The sequence below is a fragment of the Butyrivibrio sp. INlla14 genome (assembly GCF_900102515.1).
Taxonomy (GTDB): Bacteria; Bacillota; Clostridia; order Lachnospirales; family Lachnospiraceae; genus Butyrivibrio.
Genome location: NZ_FMVS01000009.1, coordinates 33,078 through 53,792, shown reverse-complemented (window position 1 = coordinate 53,792; position 20,715 = coordinate 33,078). Strand labels below are relative to the sequence as shown.

Annotated in this window: 22 protein-coding genes; 8 read left to right on the top strand and 14 right to left on the bottom strand. The window is 41.0% G+C overall.

Annotation, left to right across the window (positions count from 1 at the left end):
- Positions 1–34: 34 nt before the first annotated feature.
- Together BLO53_RS07525 and BLO53_RS07520 are read right to left on the bottom strand one after the other, a co-directional pair.
- Positions 35–874, bottom strand: a complete 840-nt coding sequence (locus BLO53_RS07525; RefSeq protein WP_092060208.1) for a hypothetical protein — start codon at positions 872–874, stop codon at positions 35–37.
- Between the two features lie 17 nt (positions 875–891).
- Positions 892–1,215 (bottom strand): hypothetical protein, encoded by a 324-nt coding sequence (locus BLO53_RS07520; RefSeq protein ID WP_092060206.1) that lies wholly within the window; start codon positions 1,213–1,215, stop codon positions 892–894.
- A gap of 226 nt (positions 1,216–1,441) precedes the next feature.
- Between BLO53_RS07520 and BLO53_RS07515 the strand changes: the two genes are divergently transcribed.
- The 4 genes from BLO53_RS07515 to msrA all read left to right on the top strand — a co-directional run bounded on the left by BLO53_RS07515 (position 1,442) and on the right by msrA (position 4,676).
- Complete coding sequence (locus BLO53_RS07515; protein WP_092060204.1) at positions 1,442–2,020, top strand: hypothetical protein; 579 nt, start codon at positions 1,442–1,444, stop codon at positions 2,018–2,020.
- 115 nt (positions 2,021–2,135) lie between these two features.
- Positions 2,136–3,503, top strand: a complete 1,368-nt coding sequence (locus tag BLO53_RS07510; protein ID WP_242875333.1) for a TrkH family potassium uptake protein — start codon at positions 2,136–2,138, stop codon at positions 3,501–3,503.
- 9 nt (positions 3,504–3,512) lie between these two features.
- A complete protein-coding gene (locus BLO53_RS07505) occupies positions 3,513–4,160 on the top strand; it encodes a potassium channel family protein (RefSeq protein WP_092060200.1) in 648 nt (215 codons plus the stop codon).
- A 27-nt stretch (positions 4,161–4,187) separates the two neighbouring features.
- Complete coding sequence (gene msrA, locus BLO53_RS07500) at positions 4,188–4,676, top strand: peptide-methionine (S)-S-oxide reductase MsrA (RefSeq protein WP_092060198.1); 489 nt, start codon at positions 4,188–4,190, stop codon at positions 4,674–4,676.
- Between the two features lie 23 nt (positions 4,677–4,699).
- On the opposite strand, the gene BLO53_RS07495 is transcribed toward msrA, so the two are convergent.
- The 4 genes from BLO53_RS07495 to BLO53_RS07480 form a co-directional block, all read right to left on the bottom strand.
- Positions 4,700–6,760, bottom strand: coding sequence for a glycosyl hydrolase 115 family protein (locus tag BLO53_RS07495; protein ID WP_092060196.1), 2,061 nt, complete (start codon positions 6,758–6,760; stop codon positions 4,700–4,702).
- 105 nt (positions 6,761–6,865) lie between these two features.
- A complete protein-coding gene (locus tag BLO53_RS07490; RefSeq protein ID WP_092060194.1) occupies positions 6,866–7,357 on the bottom strand; it encodes a hypothetical protein in 492 nt (163 codons plus the stop codon).
- Positions 7,358–7,453: 96 nt separating this feature from the next.
- Positions 7,454–7,885, bottom strand: coding sequence for a hypothetical protein (locus BLO53_RS07485; protein ID WP_092060192.1), 432 nt, complete (start codon positions 7,883–7,885; stop codon positions 7,454–7,456).
- 124 nt (positions 7,886–8,009) lie between these two features.
- Entirely contained in the window at positions 8,010–8,477 is a 468-nt protein-coding gene (locus tag BLO53_RS07480; protein WP_092060190.1) for a hypothetical protein, read from the bottom strand.
- Positions 8,478–8,681: 204 nt separating this feature from the next.
- On the opposite strand from BLO53_RS07480, the gene BLO53_RS07475 reads away from it, so the two are divergent.
- Positions 8,682–9,578, top strand: a complete 897-nt coding sequence (locus BLO53_RS07475; protein ID WP_092060188.1) for a DUF362 domain-containing protein — start codon at positions 8,682–8,684, stop codon at positions 9,576–9,578.
- A 151-nt stretch (positions 9,579–9,729) separates the two neighbouring features.
- Here BLO53_RS07475 and BLO53_RS07470 read toward each other — a convergent pair whose 3' ends face one another.
- Positions 9,730–10,971, bottom strand: coding sequence for a 6-phosphofructokinase (locus BLO53_RS07470; protein ID WP_092060186.1), 1,242 nt, complete (start codon positions 10,969–10,971; stop codon positions 9,730–9,732).
- Between the two features lie 175 nt (positions 10,972–11,146).
- Between BLO53_RS07470 and BLO53_RS07465 the strand changes: the two genes are divergently transcribed.
- Together BLO53_RS07465 and larE are read left to right on the top strand one after the other, a co-directional pair.
- Entirely contained in the window at positions 11,147–11,317 is a 171-nt protein-coding gene (locus BLO53_RS07465) for a hypothetical protein (RefSeq protein ID WP_026488971.1), read from the top strand.
- 113 nt (positions 11,318–11,430) lie between these two features.
- Entirely contained in the window at positions 11,431–12,267 is an 837-nt protein-coding gene (larE, locus tag BLO53_RS07460; protein WP_092060184.1) for an ATP-dependent sacrificial sulfur transferase LarE, read from the top strand.
- Between the two features lie 92 nt (positions 12,268–12,359).
- Here the strand turns inward: larE and BLO53_RS07455 are convergent, their stop codons facing one another.
- The 4 genes from BLO53_RS07455 to BLO53_RS07440 are packed head-to-tail and all read right to left on the bottom strand — an operon-like array spanning position 12,360 to position 16,486.
- Entirely contained in the window at positions 12,360–14,084 is a 1,725-nt protein-coding gene (locus BLO53_RS07455; protein ID WP_176757207.1) for a methyl-accepting chemotaxis protein, read from the bottom strand.
- 10 nt (positions 14,085–14,094) lie between these two features.
- Positions 14,095–15,561, bottom strand: a complete 1,467-nt coding sequence (locus tag BLO53_RS07450) for an extracellular solute-binding protein (protein WP_092060180.1) — start codon at positions 15,559–15,561, stop codon at positions 14,095–14,097.
- Positions 15,562–15,579: 18 nt separating this feature from the next.
- Complete coding sequence (locus tag BLO53_RS07445) at positions 15,580–16,029, bottom strand: chemotaxis protein CheW (RefSeq protein WP_092060178.1); 450 nt, start codon at positions 16,027–16,029, stop codon at positions 15,580–15,582.
- A gap of 16 nt (positions 16,030–16,045) precedes the next feature.
- Positions 16,046–16,486, bottom strand: a complete 441-nt coding sequence (locus BLO53_RS07440; protein WP_092060176.1) for a chemotaxis protein CheW — start codon at positions 16,484–16,486, stop codon at positions 16,046–16,048.
- Positions 16,487–16,754: 268 nt separating this feature from the next.
- Between BLO53_RS07440 and BLO53_RS07435 the strand changes: the two genes are divergently transcribed.
- On the top strand, positions 16,755–18,179 hold the full coding sequence (locus BLO53_RS07435; RefSeq protein ID WP_092060174.1) for a prolyl oligopeptidase family serine peptidase: 1,425 nt from the start codon (positions 16,755–16,757) through the stop codon (positions 18,177–18,179).
- Here BLO53_RS07435 and BLO53_RS07430 read toward each other — a convergent pair.
- The 3 genes from BLO53_RS07430 to BLO53_RS07420 are packed head-to-tail and all read right to left on the bottom strand — an operon-like array spanning position 18,130 to position 20,656.
- Complete coding sequence (locus BLO53_RS07430; protein WP_092060172.1) at positions 18,130–18,855, bottom strand: DUF624 domain-containing protein; 726 nt, start codon at positions 18,853–18,855, stop codon at positions 18,130–18,132. The two genes, BLO53_RS07435 and BLO53_RS07430, sit on opposite strands and share 50 nt — an antisense overlap.
- A 15-nt stretch (positions 18,856–18,870) precedes the next feature.
- Positions 18,871–19,716: a carbohydrate ABC transporter permease gene (locus BLO53_RS07425; protein WP_092060170.1), complete on the bottom strand. Its 846-nt coding sequence runs from the start codon at positions 19,714–19,716 to the stop codon at positions 18,871–18,873.
- Between the two features lie 16 nt (positions 19,717–19,732).
- The gene (locus tag BLO53_RS07420; protein WP_242875332.1) at positions 19,733–20,656 is read right to left on the bottom strand and encodes a carbohydrate ABC transporter permease; all 924 of its coding nucleotides are present in this window, start codon (positions 20,654–20,656) and stop codon (positions 19,733–19,735) included.
- Positions 20,657–20,715: the final 59 nt, after the last annotated feature.

Below are 20,715 nucleotides of genomic sequence, written 5' to 3'. Positions count from 1 at the left end.
CTATTAAGATTAAGAGCACCAAGGTTTAACTTGGTCAGTGAATCCCAGTTAAAGTATCTGGTTGCTTCATGAATATTACCGTCTTTATCCCTATATTTGAAATTAAACTCGTGGTAGTTATACTCCTGGCCTTCTGGGCATCTTCTTCACTTGTAGCATTCTGGACCTTCTCTACAAGCTCAGCAGCCTTGGTATCAGCATTTTCTGTATCCTGCTTCATTCCGTCGGCAGTTTTTATCATTTCACTGGCTGAATCTGTTATCTCTTTTGACTCTTCCTGAACTTGACTATAAGATGCTTCTATCTCTTTGTTGACTTCTTCAGCCTGAATAAGATCACCTTTAACTTCTGCCACCTTGGAAGCAGCTTCTGAAAAATCAGAAACTGCAGATGGCGCAATACTTCCATCCTCCTGCGGGCCATCGTTGACGATAGCCTCAGCAGCTTCTACAAGTTTTCCTATCTCTCCGCCAGCCTTTGTTCCTTCCTCTGATACGGATGCTGCAGGGATTCCTGCCTCCTCATTTCCAGAGAGGATCAGATTTGCTGCTTCCTGAGCGTCATGGGCTGCGCCGCCTGTCACCACCGCATCAGCTGCCTTCTGCCCCTCTGCCGCAGGAGCCTGCTCCTGGTTTACGGCAATTGCCTCCTTAGCTGTGTCTGCCTGACTCTGGGCATCAGAAGTTACTGACTCGTAAGTATCGACACTTTCTGCCTGTGTCTCGGTATTCGGTTCCGGACCAGTATTATCTGGCAATTCCTCACTTGGCCCACTTGCATATGCTGTTACAGGCGATTGCAAGGTTATCATGGCTGAAATACCGATCATCAGTGCAGATACTAATTTTTTGTTGGTAAGAGTGTTGTTCTTCATAAGCGTGTCCTCTCACTTTACTCAGAAGCATCCTCTAGTCCTATCTGTGTAAACAGATACTGTAGTACATCAGGCGTAAACTTTCTGGATTTAAAAGCAAGTGTCTTCTTGCCATTTTCTTCTTTGTCTTCACGCACAGCCTCTGCGTACATGATCATTGTCTCTGCAACAATGATCACATCCCTGCCTACTAGATCAGGAATTCTTTTATCAACAGTTATCGCAATTCCCAAAGGGCTGATATTCTTGACTTGCCCGTAGTATCTGGTAAGTGTCTCTTTGTCTACAATCACACTATTAGCTATAAATTCCACTCTGTTAATACTTCTACGTTCCTGCATGAATATCCCCTCTCTTTGAATCATACTGTTGACCATATTTTCGGCCAGTTGTTAACTTTATCTTATATTTAGATATCGCCAAAAAATCATAAAACTAATCATATAAGCATCAAAATAATGTGATTTTATCAACTTTTATGATTTACTTAATTTCTACTTAATTATTTACCGTAGAATCTTGTATAATAAATAGGTAATTTCATTTTGAGAGGGGAATGAAAAAAATATGAAAAAAAAGACTCTTGGAGTAATTCTGACTTTGGCACTTGGTATTAGCCTTGTAGCCTGCGGATCAAAAAAAGAAAATGCTGATGTGACAGCAAACACTGAAACAGGAAGTATTTTTGAGCCAATAGATGACTCAGCTGCCGCTCAGGATAAAGATACTGACAAAGACACCTCTTCTTCTCTTCCGGAAGGCGTTGAATTTAACACAGCAGATGGCTTTTATTCCGGTACTCTGCAATCCTCAGGAAAAGATAAAATTGGAGCAGCTAATGAATATGGTTCTTTGTACACTATCATCTATCAGGCCCAGATAATCGACAACAACCTTGTTATCTACGGAAATTTCGGATATAGAAACTTCCAGGATCAGGATATAGTATCTGTTTCCGACAATGGAATCTATGCATTTACCATCACAGATGACACCACTTTTCAGATGGTTGGCGGAGAAGAAGGCCCGGAAATCGTAAGCAAAGAAGATTTTGACAATTACCTCACCCAGCTTATGGACTCCCAGCTATATTTTGAAATTGAAATTGCTGATAACCATGCTACTTCTGTAAGTATTTCTTCCTGAGCGCCTTGATAAGCAATAAACTTGGTAAAACTGTATAAAGCGATTTCTATGATTATTTGCTATAATGCGTATTAGCAATTTATCCATTGCTAATACGCATTTTTAGGAGAAGAATTTGAAAAAGTGGAGTTTATCCTCAGAACACTTAATACCACTAAGTTTTCTTGGGGCAATTATATTAGGAACAATCCTCTTGATGCTGCCATTTTCTGCCGCATCAGGTCAGAGTACAGATTTTATAACAGCTCTTTTCACAGCTACAACCTCAGTTTGTGTAACCGGCCTTGTAGTTGTTGATACCTACAGCCACTGGAGCGTCTTTGGTCAGGCAGTTATTCTGGTCCTGGCACAGATTGGCGGTCTTGGAATCATCACCGTTTTCTCAATGCTTCTTCTGGTAACCAAGAGAAAATTCTCAATGGGCCAGAGGATGATGCTCAAGGATGCCCTTAACTTAAACACAAGGTCAGGAATTCTTGGCAAACTGGTCCGCATCATGCTTGGGACCTTCACCGTCGAACTTATCGGTGCAGTTCTTTACTCTTTTACGCTGGTACCTTTACTAGGAGTAAAAAAAGGAATCTGGGCCTCAGTTTTTAACTCAGTATCTGCCTTTTGTAACGCAGGAATGGACATCATAGGTCCCACCAGTATGGGACAATTTAGCAGCCAGCCAGGTATGCTCCTTACAACTATGCTGCTCATCGTCATGGGCGGTCTTGGCTACGTTGTATGGTTTGATGTTTCATCTGGCGTCAAATATGGCTTTAAAAAAGGTTATACCCCAGTCCAGGTCTGGAAGCGTTTTTCGGAGCACACTAAACTTGTGCTGTCACTGACCTTTTCACTTATCCTTTTAGGTGCTGTTGCTATTTTCATATTTGAATACGACAATCCTGGAACTATTGGAAATATGTCTCTTCCAGATAAGATAATAAACAGCTTCTTCGAGTCAGTAACCCTTAGGACAGCTGGATTTGCCAGCTTTTCCCAGCGCCGCATGACTGAAACCTCTTGCATAGTATCTTATTTATTAATGTTCATAGGTGGATCTCCAATAGGTACTGCAGGTGGTGTCAAGACAGTAACATTTTTCCTGGCCACCATGAATATCATCACCTATATCAATCAGGATAAAAAGAACCTGGTATTTCACCGAAGGGTTGATGACGACCTCATGAGAAAGGCCACAGTTATCGTAGCTGTCAGCTCTTTTACCGTAGTAGTAATGACACTTGCCCTTATGGCAACAAATAGAGGTCTTGGAATCACCAATGCTCTGTTTGAAGTTGTAAGTGCATCAGCTACAGTAGGCCTTACGAGAGATCTGACTCCCTCATTAAATCTGGCAGGAAGGATCATCATCATTATCTCTATGTACCTTGGCAGGATTGGCCCTATTTCAATGGCGATCTTTTTTGCCAACCCCAAGAAAAGCAATAATACCAGCAAATACGCAGATGGCGAATTCTACGTAGGTTAAGGAGGATATATGAAAAAATCAGTTGCAGTACTCGGACTTGGAAGATACGGAACAAGCCTTGCAAAGAGTCTTTACGACATGGGCGCAGACGTTCTGGTCGCAGATATAAATGAAGATAAGATTGAGGAAATGAAGGATCATTGCACCGTTGCTGTGTGCGCTGACCTTGAAAATGAAGAAGAGATAAAGGCTCTGGACATCAAGAATATGGACACTGTTGTCTGTGCCATGGGCAGGAACCTTGCTGCCAGCATCATGATCGTAGCTGTGGCAAAAGAGTTGGGTGTTCCCCTTGTAGTTGCCAAAAGTTCATCAGAGAGAATGTCATCCATCCTTAGGAAAGTCGGTGCAGACAAGATCATTATCCCGGAGGATTTCGGAGGAAATCAGTCTGCAAGGATTCTTTTGTCAGATAACTTCATGGACTACTTCCAGGTAGATGATAACCTGTCCATGATTGAGATCAAGCCTAGGGAGAGTTGGGTTGGCAAAAGTCTAATAGAACTTGAACTTCGAAAAAAATATAAGCTCAATGTAGTAGCTGTCCGCAACGGAGGCAGTAACTGGGCTTTCATCGATCCAAACAGAAAGCTCACAGAAGAGACTACTCTTTTAGTAATCATTGAAACAAGTGAACTTCACAGAATCAGCAAATAAATAATTGGCCATTAAAAAGGAGACATAATGAGAGAAGCTTATTTTGCTGGCGGATGCTTTTGGTGCGTTACGCCAATCTATAAAATGTACGGAGTTGACAAGGTAATCTGCGGATACGCAGGTGGCGATGAAGAAAATCCTACTTACGAGCAGGTCAAGCACCAGGAAACAGGACATAGAGAGACTATCAAGCTTGTCTATGACCCTGAGAAAGTAGCCTATGATAAGCTCCTTGATATTTATTTTGCCAACGTTGACCCTTATGACGGCGAAGGCCAGTACATCGACAAAGGCTTTTCCTATACTCTCGCTATTTTCTACAGCAGCGACGAGGAAAAAGAACTAGCCCAGAACAAGATAAATGCTCTTGAAGCCGCATCTGGCAAGAAGGCCCAGGTAGCTCTTTTACCCTACAAGAACTTCTACGAAGCAGAGGAATACCATCAGGATTATTACCTGAAAAATCCTGAGGCTTTTGAAAAAGAGCTTATAGAGTCTGGAAGAAAGAAAGCATAATATGTGCCAATAAAAGACCATCCTCAAGTGGATGGTCTTTCCTTGTGCTCATGTATCATTTTCCACAATTCATCATCAGGTAGGTGCTTTTTGATCCTGAGGATCAGATGCACTTTCTCTCCTCCGGCTCCCTGCTGGAATCTGCGCTGCCATTCATAAAAGTGCGGTCCATCCCCGTGGAATCTCAAAAATCCCATAAGAGACTTAGACGCATAGTAGGACTGCCTTATGTCAGCTTCACAGTCATTATCAAAAAATCCTTCAAACGCTCCATTTTCATGGGTGCGCATATTATCATAGCCTTCGTAAAAAGCCTTGGCCGCAAGCCCCGCCTCATAGAAGGCATCAAGGAAATCTGGCTGAGGTAAAAGAGCTTTCTCAACCACGTTACATATATGAAGTGCGCCAAGGTAGCCGTAGTAGTGGTACTGAACCTGCCAGATAAGAAGGTCTTCTAGTAGCTCTTTTCCCTGAGAATCCATCTTGCTTTCTGCATCAAGGCACTTATCAAGGTATTTTCTATAGCCGCTTACTGCGCCCTCTACAATTTTCTTATAATCCTGAACCTGCTCTATAAGCCTGTCTTTGTCGGAAAACCAGCGCCACTGGGCTGCCGCTTTAGTATCTGCAGGATTATCCACATTGAAATTAGTAACAAGTCCAGTCATTAACACTCTCGCACCATGCTGTGCAAACTGTTCTCCTGCTCTGTCATCCTCATTAGGTCCGTACTTAGGGCAGTACGAAGACCACAACATGTAAAGTTCAGATACAAGACCGGCATTTTCCCGTCCGAAATAATCACTGCAATACTGTGTGCAGAATTCATCCATATTTAGGCCATCGCCATCAGGGCCCTTTTCCCACAATCTCGCAATCAGGGACAGAATATAGGCATGTGGCTTAACATTTGAGCAGTTGATTATCCAGTAATCTTTGGCATTATGGTCGCAAACTCTTGCAAGCTCTCTTGCAACAAACTCTGGAGAATTAGGAAGCATAGTCATCTGCGCTGCTGCCTGAAGATCATAAAAGGATGCATGATAGTAGATACCATGGCGTCCCTTAGCTCCTACTTCTGGAAGTGCTGGAACCCTCGGGTTGTGGTTGCCCTGACGTCTTGAAACCATTTTTCCAAAGCCGTTATCAGCCCAGATGAAGATGACATCCTCAGGGATATCTATAAATCCTTTCTTGTAAAGCTCCATAGTCTCGCCATAGAGATTACTGCAGCAAATAGCATCCTTGTCATAGGACTTTAAAAGATCAATCTGGCGCCTTATAAGTTTACTGATAAGCCTTCCTCTTTTTTCGTCAGTGTCATAAGCAGGATCATCTGCCCAGAACGGCCTGTCACCCTGGCCTCTAAAGCCCACATTCCATAGAACTTTTTTGTCCTTTTGCTTTTCTATTGCTTCTATCCAGAGCTTTTCAAAAAGATCAGGATGCTTGTCATAAGAAGGTTCAAGATCAGGGTAAGCTCGTAAAAACATCTGTGCACCAAGAGGCTCTGCGTGATGATGAGTTATCCACAATCCCATCTTGGAAGCCAGATCGCAGTATATATGGGCATTTTCATCTGTTCCTGGTATTGTCATGTTTCCACCACAGCGAAGAAGAGCCTCAAAGGCCATCTCCCAAGGCTTTTGCCTGCTGCCATCTATCTGCCAACCGTCTATCAGAACCTCGTCGTTAACAAACCATCCGCGGAACCTTACTGCAAAAGGCTTTGAAGCAAAATAGTAGTCTGAAGGCACCTGATATCCTTCCCTTTTGGAAAACTTCTGCTCATTCCAGAACCAGAATTCATGCACTCCCAAAAAGGTCTTACTAACATGGTAGATTCCGTATATAAAACCAAGTTCATCAGAAGCAGCTATGGAAAGAGTATTGTCTTTTTCCTTGATGATAAAGCACTCCCCCTTAATATCCGGTGCCTGTTCCAAGATTATATCCATTCCAGGAGTAGCTGTCTTATAGCAAGTATTAGCAATATCCCTTTGAAGCGCCGATACTGCCATCTTTACCGATGATAAGGCTTCTAGTTCTGAATTTAGTTTTATCCGTGTATTAAATGTGATCATAGCTTAATTATACATCCGTACTTAGATACATTTCTTAGCAAAAAAGTGAAAAAAATGAGCATAAAAAACGAGCGTGCAGAAATGCACGCCCGTAGTCTTCAAAAATTACATTGTAGTGTTGTTCTGGTTCTGTCCTGAGAACTGACCGCCTGTAGTCTGTCCATTCTGGAACTGCTGGTTCTGGAACTGCTGGTTCTGGAACTGCTGATTTGCAAACTGCTGATTCTGGAACTGTCCATTTGGCATCTGTCCATATGGCATCTGTCCGTTCTGGAACTGATTGTAGCCCATAGCTGCATTCTGCTTGGCAAGCTTGGCCTGCTTGGAATAAGCGCCGCAAAGCTTAACACAAAGAATGATCATGATCACCATAATTGCAAATGCAAAAATAGCAAATCCATTGATAACTGATGTTACAGGTCCCATGAGCTCTGGTCCATATCCCTGTGCAGCAAGAGACTCTTCAATCAACTCTGGTTCTGACTTTATGGCGATAGCTGTAACTCCAAAAACAAGGAACAACAAAAGATTTATAACTGCTATGATTCCACAAAAGATTCCACCAACTAGCTTTCCTGTGCCTTTACTCTGATTCATTACTATATCCTCCAATATTTAATATATTTTGCATTCTATCATATATTCAGCAGAAGAGGAAAAAATGTTGCATAACCCCGATAAAAATATGAAAATTTATTTTTTGCCCTTGCTCAGCTTATTCTCATACACAGCCGCTCTGCAATAGAACTTAAGCTGTTCCTTGCCGTCCTTTACAACTGTAGCTCTTTTAACATCCTTGGCAACGCCCTTTCTAACTGCTTCGTTGAACATCTTGCCAAGCCTTGCCCTAACCTGCGCAGGAGACTCCTTTATCTTGTACTCCTTGAGAACTGCATCCACATCAGAAAAAGTAGGAAGATCAGATAATGTGAACTCCTTCTCCATCTTTCTGGATTCTTTTATCATCTCGCCAACTGCTACAGAATAGTCATAGGTTGTTCTTTTACCAAACTGCTCCTCTAACATCTCGCAAACATAATAGTTGACAGTTACGTTTTCCTTCTTGGCCTCTTTCTCAATGCGGTCAAACAGTTCCTGACTAAGTGATAAATTTACTCTTGGCATATGATCCCCCTCCTATGAGTGTTGTTCTGATGTATTACTATTTGATTATACTACTGTAATGCACCCGATGATCATTTTTTCGTAAATTTCTTGATAATATTTTTGGCCCACCAAGTCCACTGCTTTACTTTAGATACTCCCTTGCGTTGAAGGTCTCTCCTGTAGCCTGCTCCTCGTCGATTATTCCAGGTACAAGCTCTGTTACATAAGCTTCTCCTGAAACCGGATCTATATGGTAACGTGTCTGCGCTCCTGTATAGGAACGATATATTACGAGTATTTCACCAGACTCATCTGTTGTAGTGTCCCAATACTCATTGTAGCCTTCTGTATTTATCTCCGCACTAAAATCAGGATCAATTGACTTACAGTAATTCATAACTGCGTTATAAGCCTGTTCATTACTAATCTGATCTGAACTGCTATCTTGTACCTTAGTCTGCTGCGCTGTTTCCTGCTGAACAGGTTCCTGCTCCATATTTCCTGCTTCTACAGTCTCAAATATTGAAGCTGACTCCTCTGCCTTGCTGCCACCACAGGCTGACAGAATTGCTACTACGCACAAAATTACCGGAACTATACTTTTTCTCATTCTTATTTTCTCCTCATGTGAACATTACCTTTTTATGTTACACCCTATATGCTGAAGATAAGTATAAAAAAAATATTAAACCAGGGCTTTACCTTATCTAGCGCACCACCGTACCCTAGCATATTTCTTGACATAGAGCTAACTAAAAACAGATAATAGTTGTATGAAAACTCAAATTAAAAATATCAAGGAGGTCATTAGCCTATGGGTTCTGTTTCTAAAGTGTATTTCACAAGGACAATAACACCTGAACAAGTGGTAAAAATGTTTGACACACTAGGAAAAAAGCTTGATGGAAAGGTTGCTGTAAAAGTCCATTCCGGAGAAGATGGCAATCAGAACTTCTTAAGACCTGAGTTCTGGCGTCCTATGGTTGAGCACGTAAATGGCACTGTAGTAGAGTGTAACACAGCTTATGACGGAGCAAGAAATAACTCAGAAAAGCACAAAAAGCTCATTAAGAAGCATGGCTGGAATGACTTTTTTGTTGTTGATCTTATGGACGAAGAAGGCCCGGATGTTGAGCTTCCAATCGCTCATGCCAATCACTTAAAGAGTGATATTGTGGGCAAGAATCTTTTAAACTATGACTCCATGCTGGTACTATCTCATTTCAAGGGGCACCCAATGGGTGGCTATGGCGGAGCACTCAAACAGCTCTCAATCGGCTGCGCTTCCACCGCAGGCAAGGTTAATATCCACTCTGGCGGCAAGCTCACCAAAACTGATGACCAGGCAATTGTCTGGGATAACCACGCAGAGCAGAATGCTTTCCTTGAATCCATGGCAGAGGCCGCTTCTGCGGTAGTTGATCACTTCCATGGCAATATGGTCTTTATAAATGTTATGAAGAATCTGTCCGTTGACTGCGACTGCTGCGCAGTAGCTGAGGACCCATGCATGCAGGATGTAGGTATTCTCATATCTACTGATCCTGTCGCTATAGACAGGGCCTGCCTTGACCTCATCTACAAGTCTGATGATCCTGGAAAAGACCACTTCCTTGAAAGAGTTCAAACCAGAAACGGCGAGCACACTGTTGATGCCGCCGCAGAAATGGGCTATGGGGTAAAAGAGTACGAGCTCATAAATGTAGACTAAGACCCATCACCAGGCAAAGGTCTTAAGGAACTTACCACAACCTCCCCTCTTTTCACAAAGAGATTGATGTCCTTTAAAACTACATTAGACAATACACGATAAAAGAACTGCAACAGATTATAATATTTTTCTGCTGCAGTTCTTAAGATAACTAACTATTAGCATTTAGATGAGAAATATCAAGAAACTTAGGAAGCCCGTTCTCAAAAATGTGGCTGGCCTCACCTATAATAAGGGGCCTTAAATACTCCACAAATTCCTCTGTGATGTCGTTGCCCTCAGCATTTATCCAGTCTACAGGAACAGACTTGGCTTCATTGGCAATATCTTTTATCTGAGCATAGCTGTAATCCACCTGGTATGGTGAATTAGATAACCTCTTTATAACAACCATACAGCCTGTCTTTCCTTCCTCTGAAAGAGAAACTGCTTTTTTTCCCTGGGCAAAAGACTCCTCAAGGTCAGTTTTGCTGGCCATATGAGCGGCACATCTCTGCAGTACATTTATTTCCACGCTACGAACCTTGACGTCAATGTTTTCTTTTACAAGAAATTCAAGAGCCTTTCCTGCGCCTGAAAGCTGCTGGTGCCCAAAAGTATCGGCCATGGCCTTACTTGATGTTATGTAGTTGCCATCCTTGTCCCTAATGCCCTCAGAAACAGCAATTATAACGTTGTTGCGCTTTGTAAGCTCACCGCGAACATCTGCAAGGAATTTTTCTTTATCAAATGGAACTTCTGGAAGATAGATAAGATGTGGAGCTGAAGAATAGCCATTACGCGCAAGAGAAGCTGCTGCTGTAAGCCAGCCTGCGTCACGGCCCATGATCTCGACGATAGTAACAGATTTGACTGCGTAGATAAAAGTATCATGCGCAATCTCTAACATAGAACATGCAATATACTTGGCTGCAGAGCCAAAGCCCGGTGTGTGATCTGTATTACACAGGTCATTATCTATAGTCTTGGGAACGCCAATTATCTTTACATCTGAGCCAATCACTCTGGCGTAATCAGATAATTTAAGTACAGTATCCATACTGTCATTTCCACCAATGTAGAAAAATGCACCAATATTAAGTTTTCTAAACTGGGAAAAAATAAAAGAATAAGAAGAATCATCATCCCTGTAATCCGGAAGTTTATATCTGCAGCTTCCCAAATACATTGCAGGGGTATGTGTTAAAAGATCTATAAAATCTGATTCATTTTGAGCTCTCTTGGTAAGGTCTAAATAATTTTCTGACAAAACACCCAAGATACCATTCACTGCTCCGTAACATATATCATAGTTGGGAGAATCCAAAACAGCCTTCAGAACACCCGAAAGACTAGCATTGATTGCGGAGGTTGGCCCGCCTGACTGAGCTACAATAACATTTTTCATTTCCATTAAAACTTGTTACCTCTCATTCCATTTTATGAACCACGGTGTCACCTAAATTGGCACCGTTGTCCATGATATACTAAATGGATTCAAATAGCAACTTTTGATTATGTTGTAGCAATAATTGATGAGTGTTATAGAAGTATAATAGTCTTATCTTTATCTTGGAGGTAAAAGAAAAATGGAAACCTGGTATTACGTAGTAGTAAGTATAGACGGCGATTACGCCAATTTAAAAAGAACAGATATTGAATCCGAAGACTTAAAGCTGGTTGCGAGAGCTCTTTTACCAGAGGGAATAGCTGAAGGGACTCAGCTAAAGTACGAGTTCATGCAGTATTCTATAGTTTAAACATGATCATACCTTAGGGGCTTTACTGACAAAAAATACTTGTTATAATAGTAGGCACAATATAATTTTGCTCAATCAATAATAAAGTCCAATTACTCGTAGAAAGGTTTACTATGGATAACAAATACGGTTTAAATGAGGAACTCTTAGATAAGCTTACAAAGCTTCAGAATGTATTAAGAGGCTACGGCTCCCTTGCTGTGGGATTTTCTGGAGGCGTTGATTCCGCGCTTCTTTTGGCAGTTGCAGCCGAAGTTCTAGGAGATAAAGCTATAGCTGTAACAGAGGCAGATCCAGCCATTCCAAAAAGAGAAATCAAGGAAGCTGAAGATTTCTGTAAAGAGCGAGGAATAAGGCATTTCTTTTGTCAGTCTGATCCCTTTAAGGAAGAGGAATACAGGCATAACAGCAAGGACAGGTGCTATTTCTGTAAAAAAGGTATCTTTACTGAGATAAAAAAGATTGCCCAGGAAAACGGCATTGAATATGTTGCTGAGGGCTCCAATATGGATGATCTTGGTGATTACAGGCCAGGTCTTAGAGCTGTAGAGGAGCTTGAGGTAAAGAGCCCATTAAGAGAAGCAGGCCTGTACAAGCAGGATATACGCCTTATTTCCAAGGCTATGGGGCTTCCTACCTGGAGTAAGCCTGCTTATGCCTGCCTTGCTTCCAGATTTGTTTATGGTGAAGAGATCACCCCAGAGAAGCTTGATATGATTGATAGAGCCGAACAGGTTCTTATAGAGCATGGCTTTTTGGAAGAAAGAGTCAGACTTCACGGCAAGAACCTTGCAAGGATTGAAGTTCCAGCCAAGGATATCATGAGACTTTCAGCTGATGGTGTCAGAGAAGAAATCTATGAAGAGCTTAAAAAGATTGGCTTCATGTTCGTGACTATAGACATGAAGGGTTACAAGGTTGGCAGCATGAACGCCACAATTGGTAAATAATTGAATTTTATTAAGAATAAAAGGGACGAAAGCCACATGGCATGATTATTAGCCACAGGTTTTCGTCCCTTATCTTTTAGTCTTATACAGTTTTAGAACTTGAACTTATTTACTTCATCATCGAGCTGCTGTGCAATATTTGCATTCTCATTGACTACGTCCTTGTTCTGCTTCATGTTATCAGACATCTCAGCAACAGCTCCAGCTACATCGCTGATTCCTCTTGCGCTCTCATCTACAGCTGTAGAAACATCACTCATAGCTTCAGAAACAACATTCATAGATCCTTCGATATTATGAGAAGCTTTCTCTACATTCTTTAACATCTCTGAAATCTTCTGTGCATCTTCCTGGTACTGAAGTCCTGTATCCATAAGCTGAACATATCCGCCAACTGTCTTTTCACGTACAAAATCAACCATCTTGGTTGCCTCATCAGCAAGTTCTTTAACAGTTCCGATAACCTCCTGAGAGATTGTCTGAATCTTCTTGGCTGTATCAGCAGAGTTTGTTGCAAGTGAACTGATTTCTCCAGCAACAACTGCAAATCCTTTGCCATGCTCACCAGCTCTTGCCGCCTCGATACTTGCATTAAGTGACAAAAGATTTGTCTGAGAAGCGATATCCAGAATAGTCTGTGTAAGATTACTGATTCCCTCTACAGCCTTAGATTTTTCAATCTTTTCATTGAGGCTGTTTGTCATTTCATCAGCTGCTGCCTTGGCGGACTCTGTCTCCTCTTCAGCATTGCGTCTCATCTCCATAGCTCTCTGTTCCATATTGCTTGCGTAATCTGTACCTTCACGAACGCTTGCATACATGCCCTGAACATCGTCTTTTATCTTGCTGGTTGAATTCTGAACCTGCTGAAGTGATGCAGAAGTCTCTTCCATAGCTGCACTCATCTCTTCCATAGTTGCTGAAACGCCATCAAGCTGATCATTTGTCTTAATAGTAGTAGTAAGCGCAGTATCAACAGAACCAGAAAGGCTTGTTGAGCTTGTATAAATAGAGCTTACCACTTCTCTTATATACTCAAGAAGGTGATTTATGCTATCTGCAATATCAGAAACTTCATCATTACCTTTAACCTCAATCTTCTGCGTAAGATCACCATTATTACTTACAAGATCATCAATCTTGTCATCTACCTTTTTAAGTCCGCCTGCAATTCCATTTGCAAGGATAATAGAAACTACTGCTGAGAGGAGTGAAATAATCACACCAATAAGGACTGTAGTTCTAACAATTGCATTAAGTGAAGCTACAAGCTCATCAACAATATAATCTATTCCAAGAATACCAACTGCCTCACCCGCCTTGTTAAATACAGGCGCATAAGCTGTAATATAGTTTACTCCGGCAGGTGTTTTCTTAATATCAGTTGAAACATATCCTGTTGAGCTAAGGGCTGTCTTCATCCCTTCCATATACTCACTTTCAACTGCGCTTCCAATGCTTACACCATCAGATGCAGGACGAGAAAGGTAAACCAGTGAGCCTCCTCTTTCACCTACAGTATATATAGAGCTGACATTTGCAGAACTAACTACTTTACCCATGTCTTCCAGCATTACTGTGTTTGCATAACTATCATCAGAGCCTGCTTCCAATAATCCCAAAAGATTTCCATTGAGCTGATTAGCAGCAATCTGAGTTATTGCAAGAGTATTAGCTGCTTCGCTCTCAACATAACTGCTTTGTACAAATCCATAAATTGAAACTCCCATTACAGCACATGTAATGATGTTTAACAATATACTTCCCAGCATGATCTTAGCCTTAATGCTAAATCTCATTCCTCTATTCTTTTCCATTTTCTGCTCCTTACTCTGCATTGAGTGAATCCACAATTGCCTGTGACATATAAGCTCCGTTTGCAGCCTCAAACTCGGCAAAAGAAGTCTCTATGTCTGCTCCTTCTACTACAACCTTCTTAATAAGCTCTTTTTTTAGCCCCATCAGATCCTCGTTATAGGTGGAATATGCATCTGTACTATAGGGAAGATCCGCCATTTTACTGTTATCATTAAATATCTTAAGAGCATTAGCCTGTTCCTCAGTAATGCTGTCTGCTCCAGGATCATTTGTAAGAGCTACAGTCGCAAGCAAATGATCTATATGGTTCTTGGCATAGCTGTCTGAAATAGGACTATAGGTCCAAAGCTCCTCAACTTCACCACCATCATTCATAGTTTCCAAAAAGTATTTATATACTCCGGAAGGATTATCGCAGGCTGAAGTAATACACCATACTGGGGCAACTCTCTCAAGATAATTACCTGTCTCCTCTATAGGAGGCATTGTGACAAGCTCTCCATCAACACCTGCGTCAATTAGCTTACCTGACAAAGTCTTGGCCCAGGTTCCAGCCCAGTAAGTAAAAATACCATACTCATTAGCATAGAATTTATCTCTACAGTCGCCTGTTCCATTATCCACGATGTCTTTATCTATATAGCCCTTTGAATATGCATCACGAAGTCTTGTAAGCGCTTCTTTCATAGCTTCTTCAGTAAATCCATCAGCCCAGGTTCCATCCTCTTTTTGATAAAAAGATGGATATGCATCCTGGTAGAACTCTGGAAGATAGTTGATGTATGGAGCCTCGTTGTTTATGATTCCAGCAGCTGACACACCGTAAGTATTTCCATTTACACCGTCTCCATCAGGATCGCCCTCAGTAAAAGCCTTCAACACATCAAGATATTCCGCATAATTTGTAGGTACATCAAGCCCCACATTATCAAGCCATGCCTTTTTAATATAAGTTACACAGCCGTTTCCTCTTGTAGGAGAAATTCCAAATAACTTACCGTTTATCTTAAGCCCATCAATAAGAGCGCTTTTTCCTGCATCGCTTACTCTCTTTTCAAGTTCAGATCCGCTGTAGTAAGGTGTGATATCAGCAAGCATTTCCTGGGCAGCATAAGTGGTGTAGTAAGTAGAGCTTAAAAGAACCACATCTGGAAGATTACCCTCTTCGAATGCTTTTGAAACTTCCTCGTAGTACACGTCATGCTCAGGCTGGATTATTATAAGATCAATCCCTGTAAGGGCTTCCCACCTTTTTTCAAATTCATCCCTTCCATTTTCCTGGGTAACCAAAGTTCCATCCACCATAATAGTTATGGATGCTGGTTTAACAGCGTCATTGGAAACACTTCCAACAACCTGGCTGTTTGTCAGTCCTTTACTACTGGCTGAGGCAGCTTCTACTGAGCTACCACAAGCTGTTAGTAATAAGGCTGTCATGATCATTGAAAGGCTAAGCGCCTTAATTTTCCTGTTCATATGACCTCCTGTTTCTTGTTATATCAACATTTCAATGTTACAAACTGAAATAAGCTCATCATCCTTTTTGCCTACTCCACTTATCAGAGATTCTTCTTTCTTGAGAAATGGAGATGGCTCCATGATCTCGTCACTTGGAATCTCCACAACTTCTTTTACCTCATCAACAATAAGGCCAACCTGCTTATCTTTTTCTATATCTGTTATGATGATCCTTGAATTGTCTGTATATGCCTCATCATCAAGATTCATCTTTCGCCTCAAGCTGATAACTGGAACAACCTCACCTCTAAGAGTTATGATCCCGCTATAGTGTTCAGGAGATTTCGGAACACTCGTTATATGAGGCATCTGTATGATTGAATTGACAAAAGAAATATCTATTCCGAAATTTTCATTTTTTATTCCAAAAACAACATACTTCTTTTCTTCTTTTTTCTTTTCCTGATAAACTGCTAACTCTTCCATTTCAATCCTCCATGATTTAAGCCACAAGAGACTCAAGATTAAGAATAAGTGCAACCTCATCCATTTCTGGAAGGATTGATACACCTGTAAAATACTCGTTGTCGCTAAGCGCCCCTAGTGATTTACTCTCAATCTCTGACTGTCCGTAAAGAGAATCTACAACAAGACCTGCTGCAGCATCATCTTTAGTGCAGACCACAACGTTGATAAAATCCTTATCCTCGCTATCTCCCTTTAGTTCAAACACCTGATCAAGATATACAAGAGGAATTACCCTGCCTCTATGGTCATAAACATCTTCCTGATCAACAGATTTAATGTCTGAAACAGGCACCTTTTCAATTGCAGTAACTGATGAAAGGGCAATTGCCAGTCTTTCATTTCTAACTCCGACTATAAGAGCCTGTGAACTGTCTACAGCTTCTCCGTCCAGCACGGTTAACTGATTTATTTCCATTTCTCACCTCGTAATTTCATTTTTATAAAAACGTTATTAAAAATTTATTTTTGCTACGGACAATATAATTACCATAACGAAAGATAAACGTCAACACGTAATTTAATTGTGTAAAATGTGTTATAATTGAAATTAATTTCCACCAGGTGGCTTCACCAATAACCTGCATTTCATGCCACTTTTAATACATTTTGTGACAAATCACTCTATTCTGTTTCTTTACTGCTAGAATTGGAAATGCAAAAAAAACTATTGGGAGGTCACATACGTGAAGAAAAGAGTAATGGCAACACTGCTGGCATTAACAGTTGTTATGGAGGCAGTAGGATGCGGAAGTACTAGTACAGAAAGTACAGAGGAGGTAACCGTAATGGCATCAAGTGAAAATCAGACAATCGCAGATGCAGTCACAGAGCTGACTGGCAATCAGATGGTTGTTGTTGAAGGGCAGGATTGGGGTCCTGCAGTAACAAAGACTATTATCAAGCTAAACACTTCAGTTTCAGCAGATTCAATCAACAGTGATCTGTTCTCTGTTGTTGAAACCAAGGAATCTTTTAACTGGGCAGCACTTGCAGAAGGATCTACAGAAGATCCCAGTAAGCACGTCACAGCCGACACAGAGCTTACTGTAGTTGCTGCTTATACTAGTGATGATTTGGGTAATAAGAGTGGGGATTCTGAGTATATAACTCTTGAACTTGGATATGATCCTAACACAGGAAATCCTTTCTGCTACGATATCTTTGTAGGTAATAATACAATCTGCTCACCTTATGAGCTCGCAGTATCTTTAAAGGATAGTTCCGTTATTAAGACTTCTGATGGAAGTGAGATTACATCTTTTACCATTTCAAATACAGTAGATCTTGACTCTGCGATTTATCCACAGCTTGAAAAAGTTGACATGAACGGCCAATTTACAGGAAGTCAGGGCCACACAATTAAATATGCATCATTTACTCCTGAAAGTGATGGTGCCAAGCATCCTCTTGTAATCTGGCTCCACGGCGCAGGCGAGGGCGGAAGTGATCCAAGACTTAATACTCTTGGCAATGAAGTTACTTCTCTTTTTGGTGATGAATTCCAGAAGGTCATGGGAGGCGCTTATATCCTGGCTCCACAGTGTCCAACATTCTGGATGCAGTATGACGAGGAGGGAAACTGGGCAGATAATAAGGGCGTAGATTCTGTTTACCTTGGCGATCTCAAAGAACTTATCGATGCTTATGTTGCCGAACACGAAGATGTTGATGCTAGCAGAATCATCATCGGCGGCTGCTCAAATGGTGGCTACATGACTATGGATATGGTTCTTAATTATCCTGATTATTTTGCAGCTGCTTATCCAATCTGCGAAGCTTACATGGATGCAGGTATCACAGATGATCAGCTAGAGGCTATCAAGGACCTTCCTATCTGGTTTGTGTACGCTGAAAATGACCCAACAGTTGATCCTAAGACATTTGAAGCTCCTACAATCGAGAGGCTTCGTGCTATAAATGCCGATGTTCACACAAGTGTCTTTGCAGATGTACACGATACAACCGGCACTTACACTGCAGAAGATGGCAGCGCATATCAGTACATGGGCCACTGGTCATGGATTTATTTCTTCAACAATCAGTGTGAGGAAAACGGCGTTAATATGTGGGAGTGGATGGCGTCACAGCTTCTTCATAAGGATCAGTAATTCTCCGCTTTATCACTGGACATATTATGCTGCTGCAGATCAGGCTATAAAGAGAGTTACCAATTATCATTGGAACAAGAATTGAGTACGGCATAAATGCAAGAATTATGAATAGATAAATTGTTGTATATATAATAAGCTTTAGGCTGCTCTTCCACTCCAGAATAAGGAGTATGGCTGCGTTTTTGATTATTCCTGATAATCCAAGGCGCAGATGAGCAGCCATCACAAAGGTCCATACAGAAAAAAGAGTACCAGTGCCAAATATTACGCACCCAGCTCCCATAATGATCATGTAGGATATATTGTCAGATAAAGCTTTATAATTTCCAGCAAGACTCATGAGATAATAGCCATAGAAAATGACAGCAAACCCTATAATGCCCAAGACAAGCTTTTTAACAAAGCCTTCTTTAAATTCTGCAAGATAATCCTCAAGAGTAAAGTCATAACCCTTTAAGAACATTTTGCCGGTAAAGGCGCAAAGTGCTGCCCATGCTGACGGAATTGTAATCAGGGGAATGCAGGTGATGATAAATACAAGATTTATCATTAGCATCTTTCCGGGAAAATTAACAACAAGATATAAGATGCGGAAAAAGCCGTCCTTGGGCGGCTCTTTTTCCACATCGTTTTCTCCAAGATACCATTTCATAAAACGATTCAAATATTTCATTTTTTCCCCTATATATTAATTTTTCATACCGGTCAGAACTATACCTTCAACAAAGCTCTTTTGCCCAAATATATAGATTACTATACCAGGCAGGATAGTCATAAAAGTGGCCGCCATAGCCATTGGCCAGTTTGTTCCAAAAGAACCTGTGAAATTAGTGAGTGCGATAGCAAAAGTAAACTTGCTCATACTGTTAATATAGATTATCTGCTGGAGCATATCATTCCAGATCTGTATAAATAACATCATTCCAACAACGACTACTGCAGGCTTTATTGCAGGGACAAGAATTGTCCACAATATCCTCATGCGGCTGGCGCCGTCTATAGATGCAGCTTCATCAAGATCCCTTGGTATCGTCATCAGAAACTGCCTTATCAAGAAAATGTTAAAGAATCCTCCACCTGTTAAAAACGGCAGGATCAGAGGCCAATATGTGTCACCCAATCCAAAAAATTTAGTCCACACAATGTAAAGCGGAATCAGAGTAACCATACCTGGAAGGAGGATTGTGCTGACGCAGATCTTGAATATAAGGTTTTTACCTCTAAATCTCAGTCTGGCAAAAGCATATCCACAAAAAATAGCAGTAATAACGCCAAATGTCACAGCCGGAATAATAATTGAAAATGTATTTTTAAAATATGTCCAATATTCGAAGGTTTGAAGAGTTTTGGCATAGTTGGACCACAGCCACTCAGTTGGAATAAAGGATGGCGGATAAGCGTTAACCTGCGCAACACTCATAAGTGAAGATCTGAATATCCACCATATTGGAAGGAGTGTTAGAAATGCAAAAAATAAGGCAATCAATGTTACAACTGAGCGGTTTGCCAGTTTCCTTTTTTCTTTTGCTGTCATATTTGCTCCCCCTTTCTCATGCTTCATCACTAAAGATGCTATTTTTTTGTGTTACAAATAATACTATTGTGAAAATACCTACTAGAACAAAGAATATAACTGAAAAAGCTGCTGCATATCCAAGCTTATTTTTTTCAAATCCATACATGTAGATAACATAAGACAAAAACATAGATTTCTTGGCCGGACCTCCATTTGTAAGGGCTAAAGCCGGATTAACTACCTGCAGATGCGTAATAAGGGCAGTCAGTATGTTATAAAAGATAATAGGCTTGATGCATGGAATGGTAATGTTCCAAAACCTCTGCCAGGAGTTGGCACCGTCTATCTGAGCCGCTTCCTTGTACACTGTAGGAACATTCTGCAGTCCTGCAAGGAATATTACTATGAGGTTTCCACTGGCCCATATTGCAATGAGGACAAGGGACGGTATTACCTGCCTTGGACTGTCCAAAAATCTCTGAGGTGGAATTCCTAGCATCCTGAAGATGAAATTAAAAAGTCCGTAGTTCTGCTCATAAAGCCATTGCCAGCCTTTGAAAACACCTATTGCCGGTAGCAGATAGGGTATAAAGAAAATAGATCTGAAGATTGTTCTTCCAAAAATATCCATGTTTAGAATAAGGGCTATAACCAGAGAATAGATAACCGCGCCGATAACCGCCAAAAATGCATACAAAATTGTTGCCTTTACCGCACTTGCAAAATATACATCTTTAGTAAAAATTCTTATGTAATTGTCCAAGCCCACAAATTCCGGGCTGGATAAACCGTTATAGCTAAAAAGGCTTAGCACAAACACAGCAATTGTAGGAAGATAACTAATAAAGGTGATTCCAAGGAATGCCGGAATCAGGCACAAATAGGCACATCTTTCCTCTTTTCTATTATATTTGGACTGAGAAGTACGTATTTTTCTTTTGCCGGATGCTCTTTTCATACTCTTCGCCTCGCTTGTACTATATATCCCCGCAACTTCCATTGTATAATCCCTCTCCC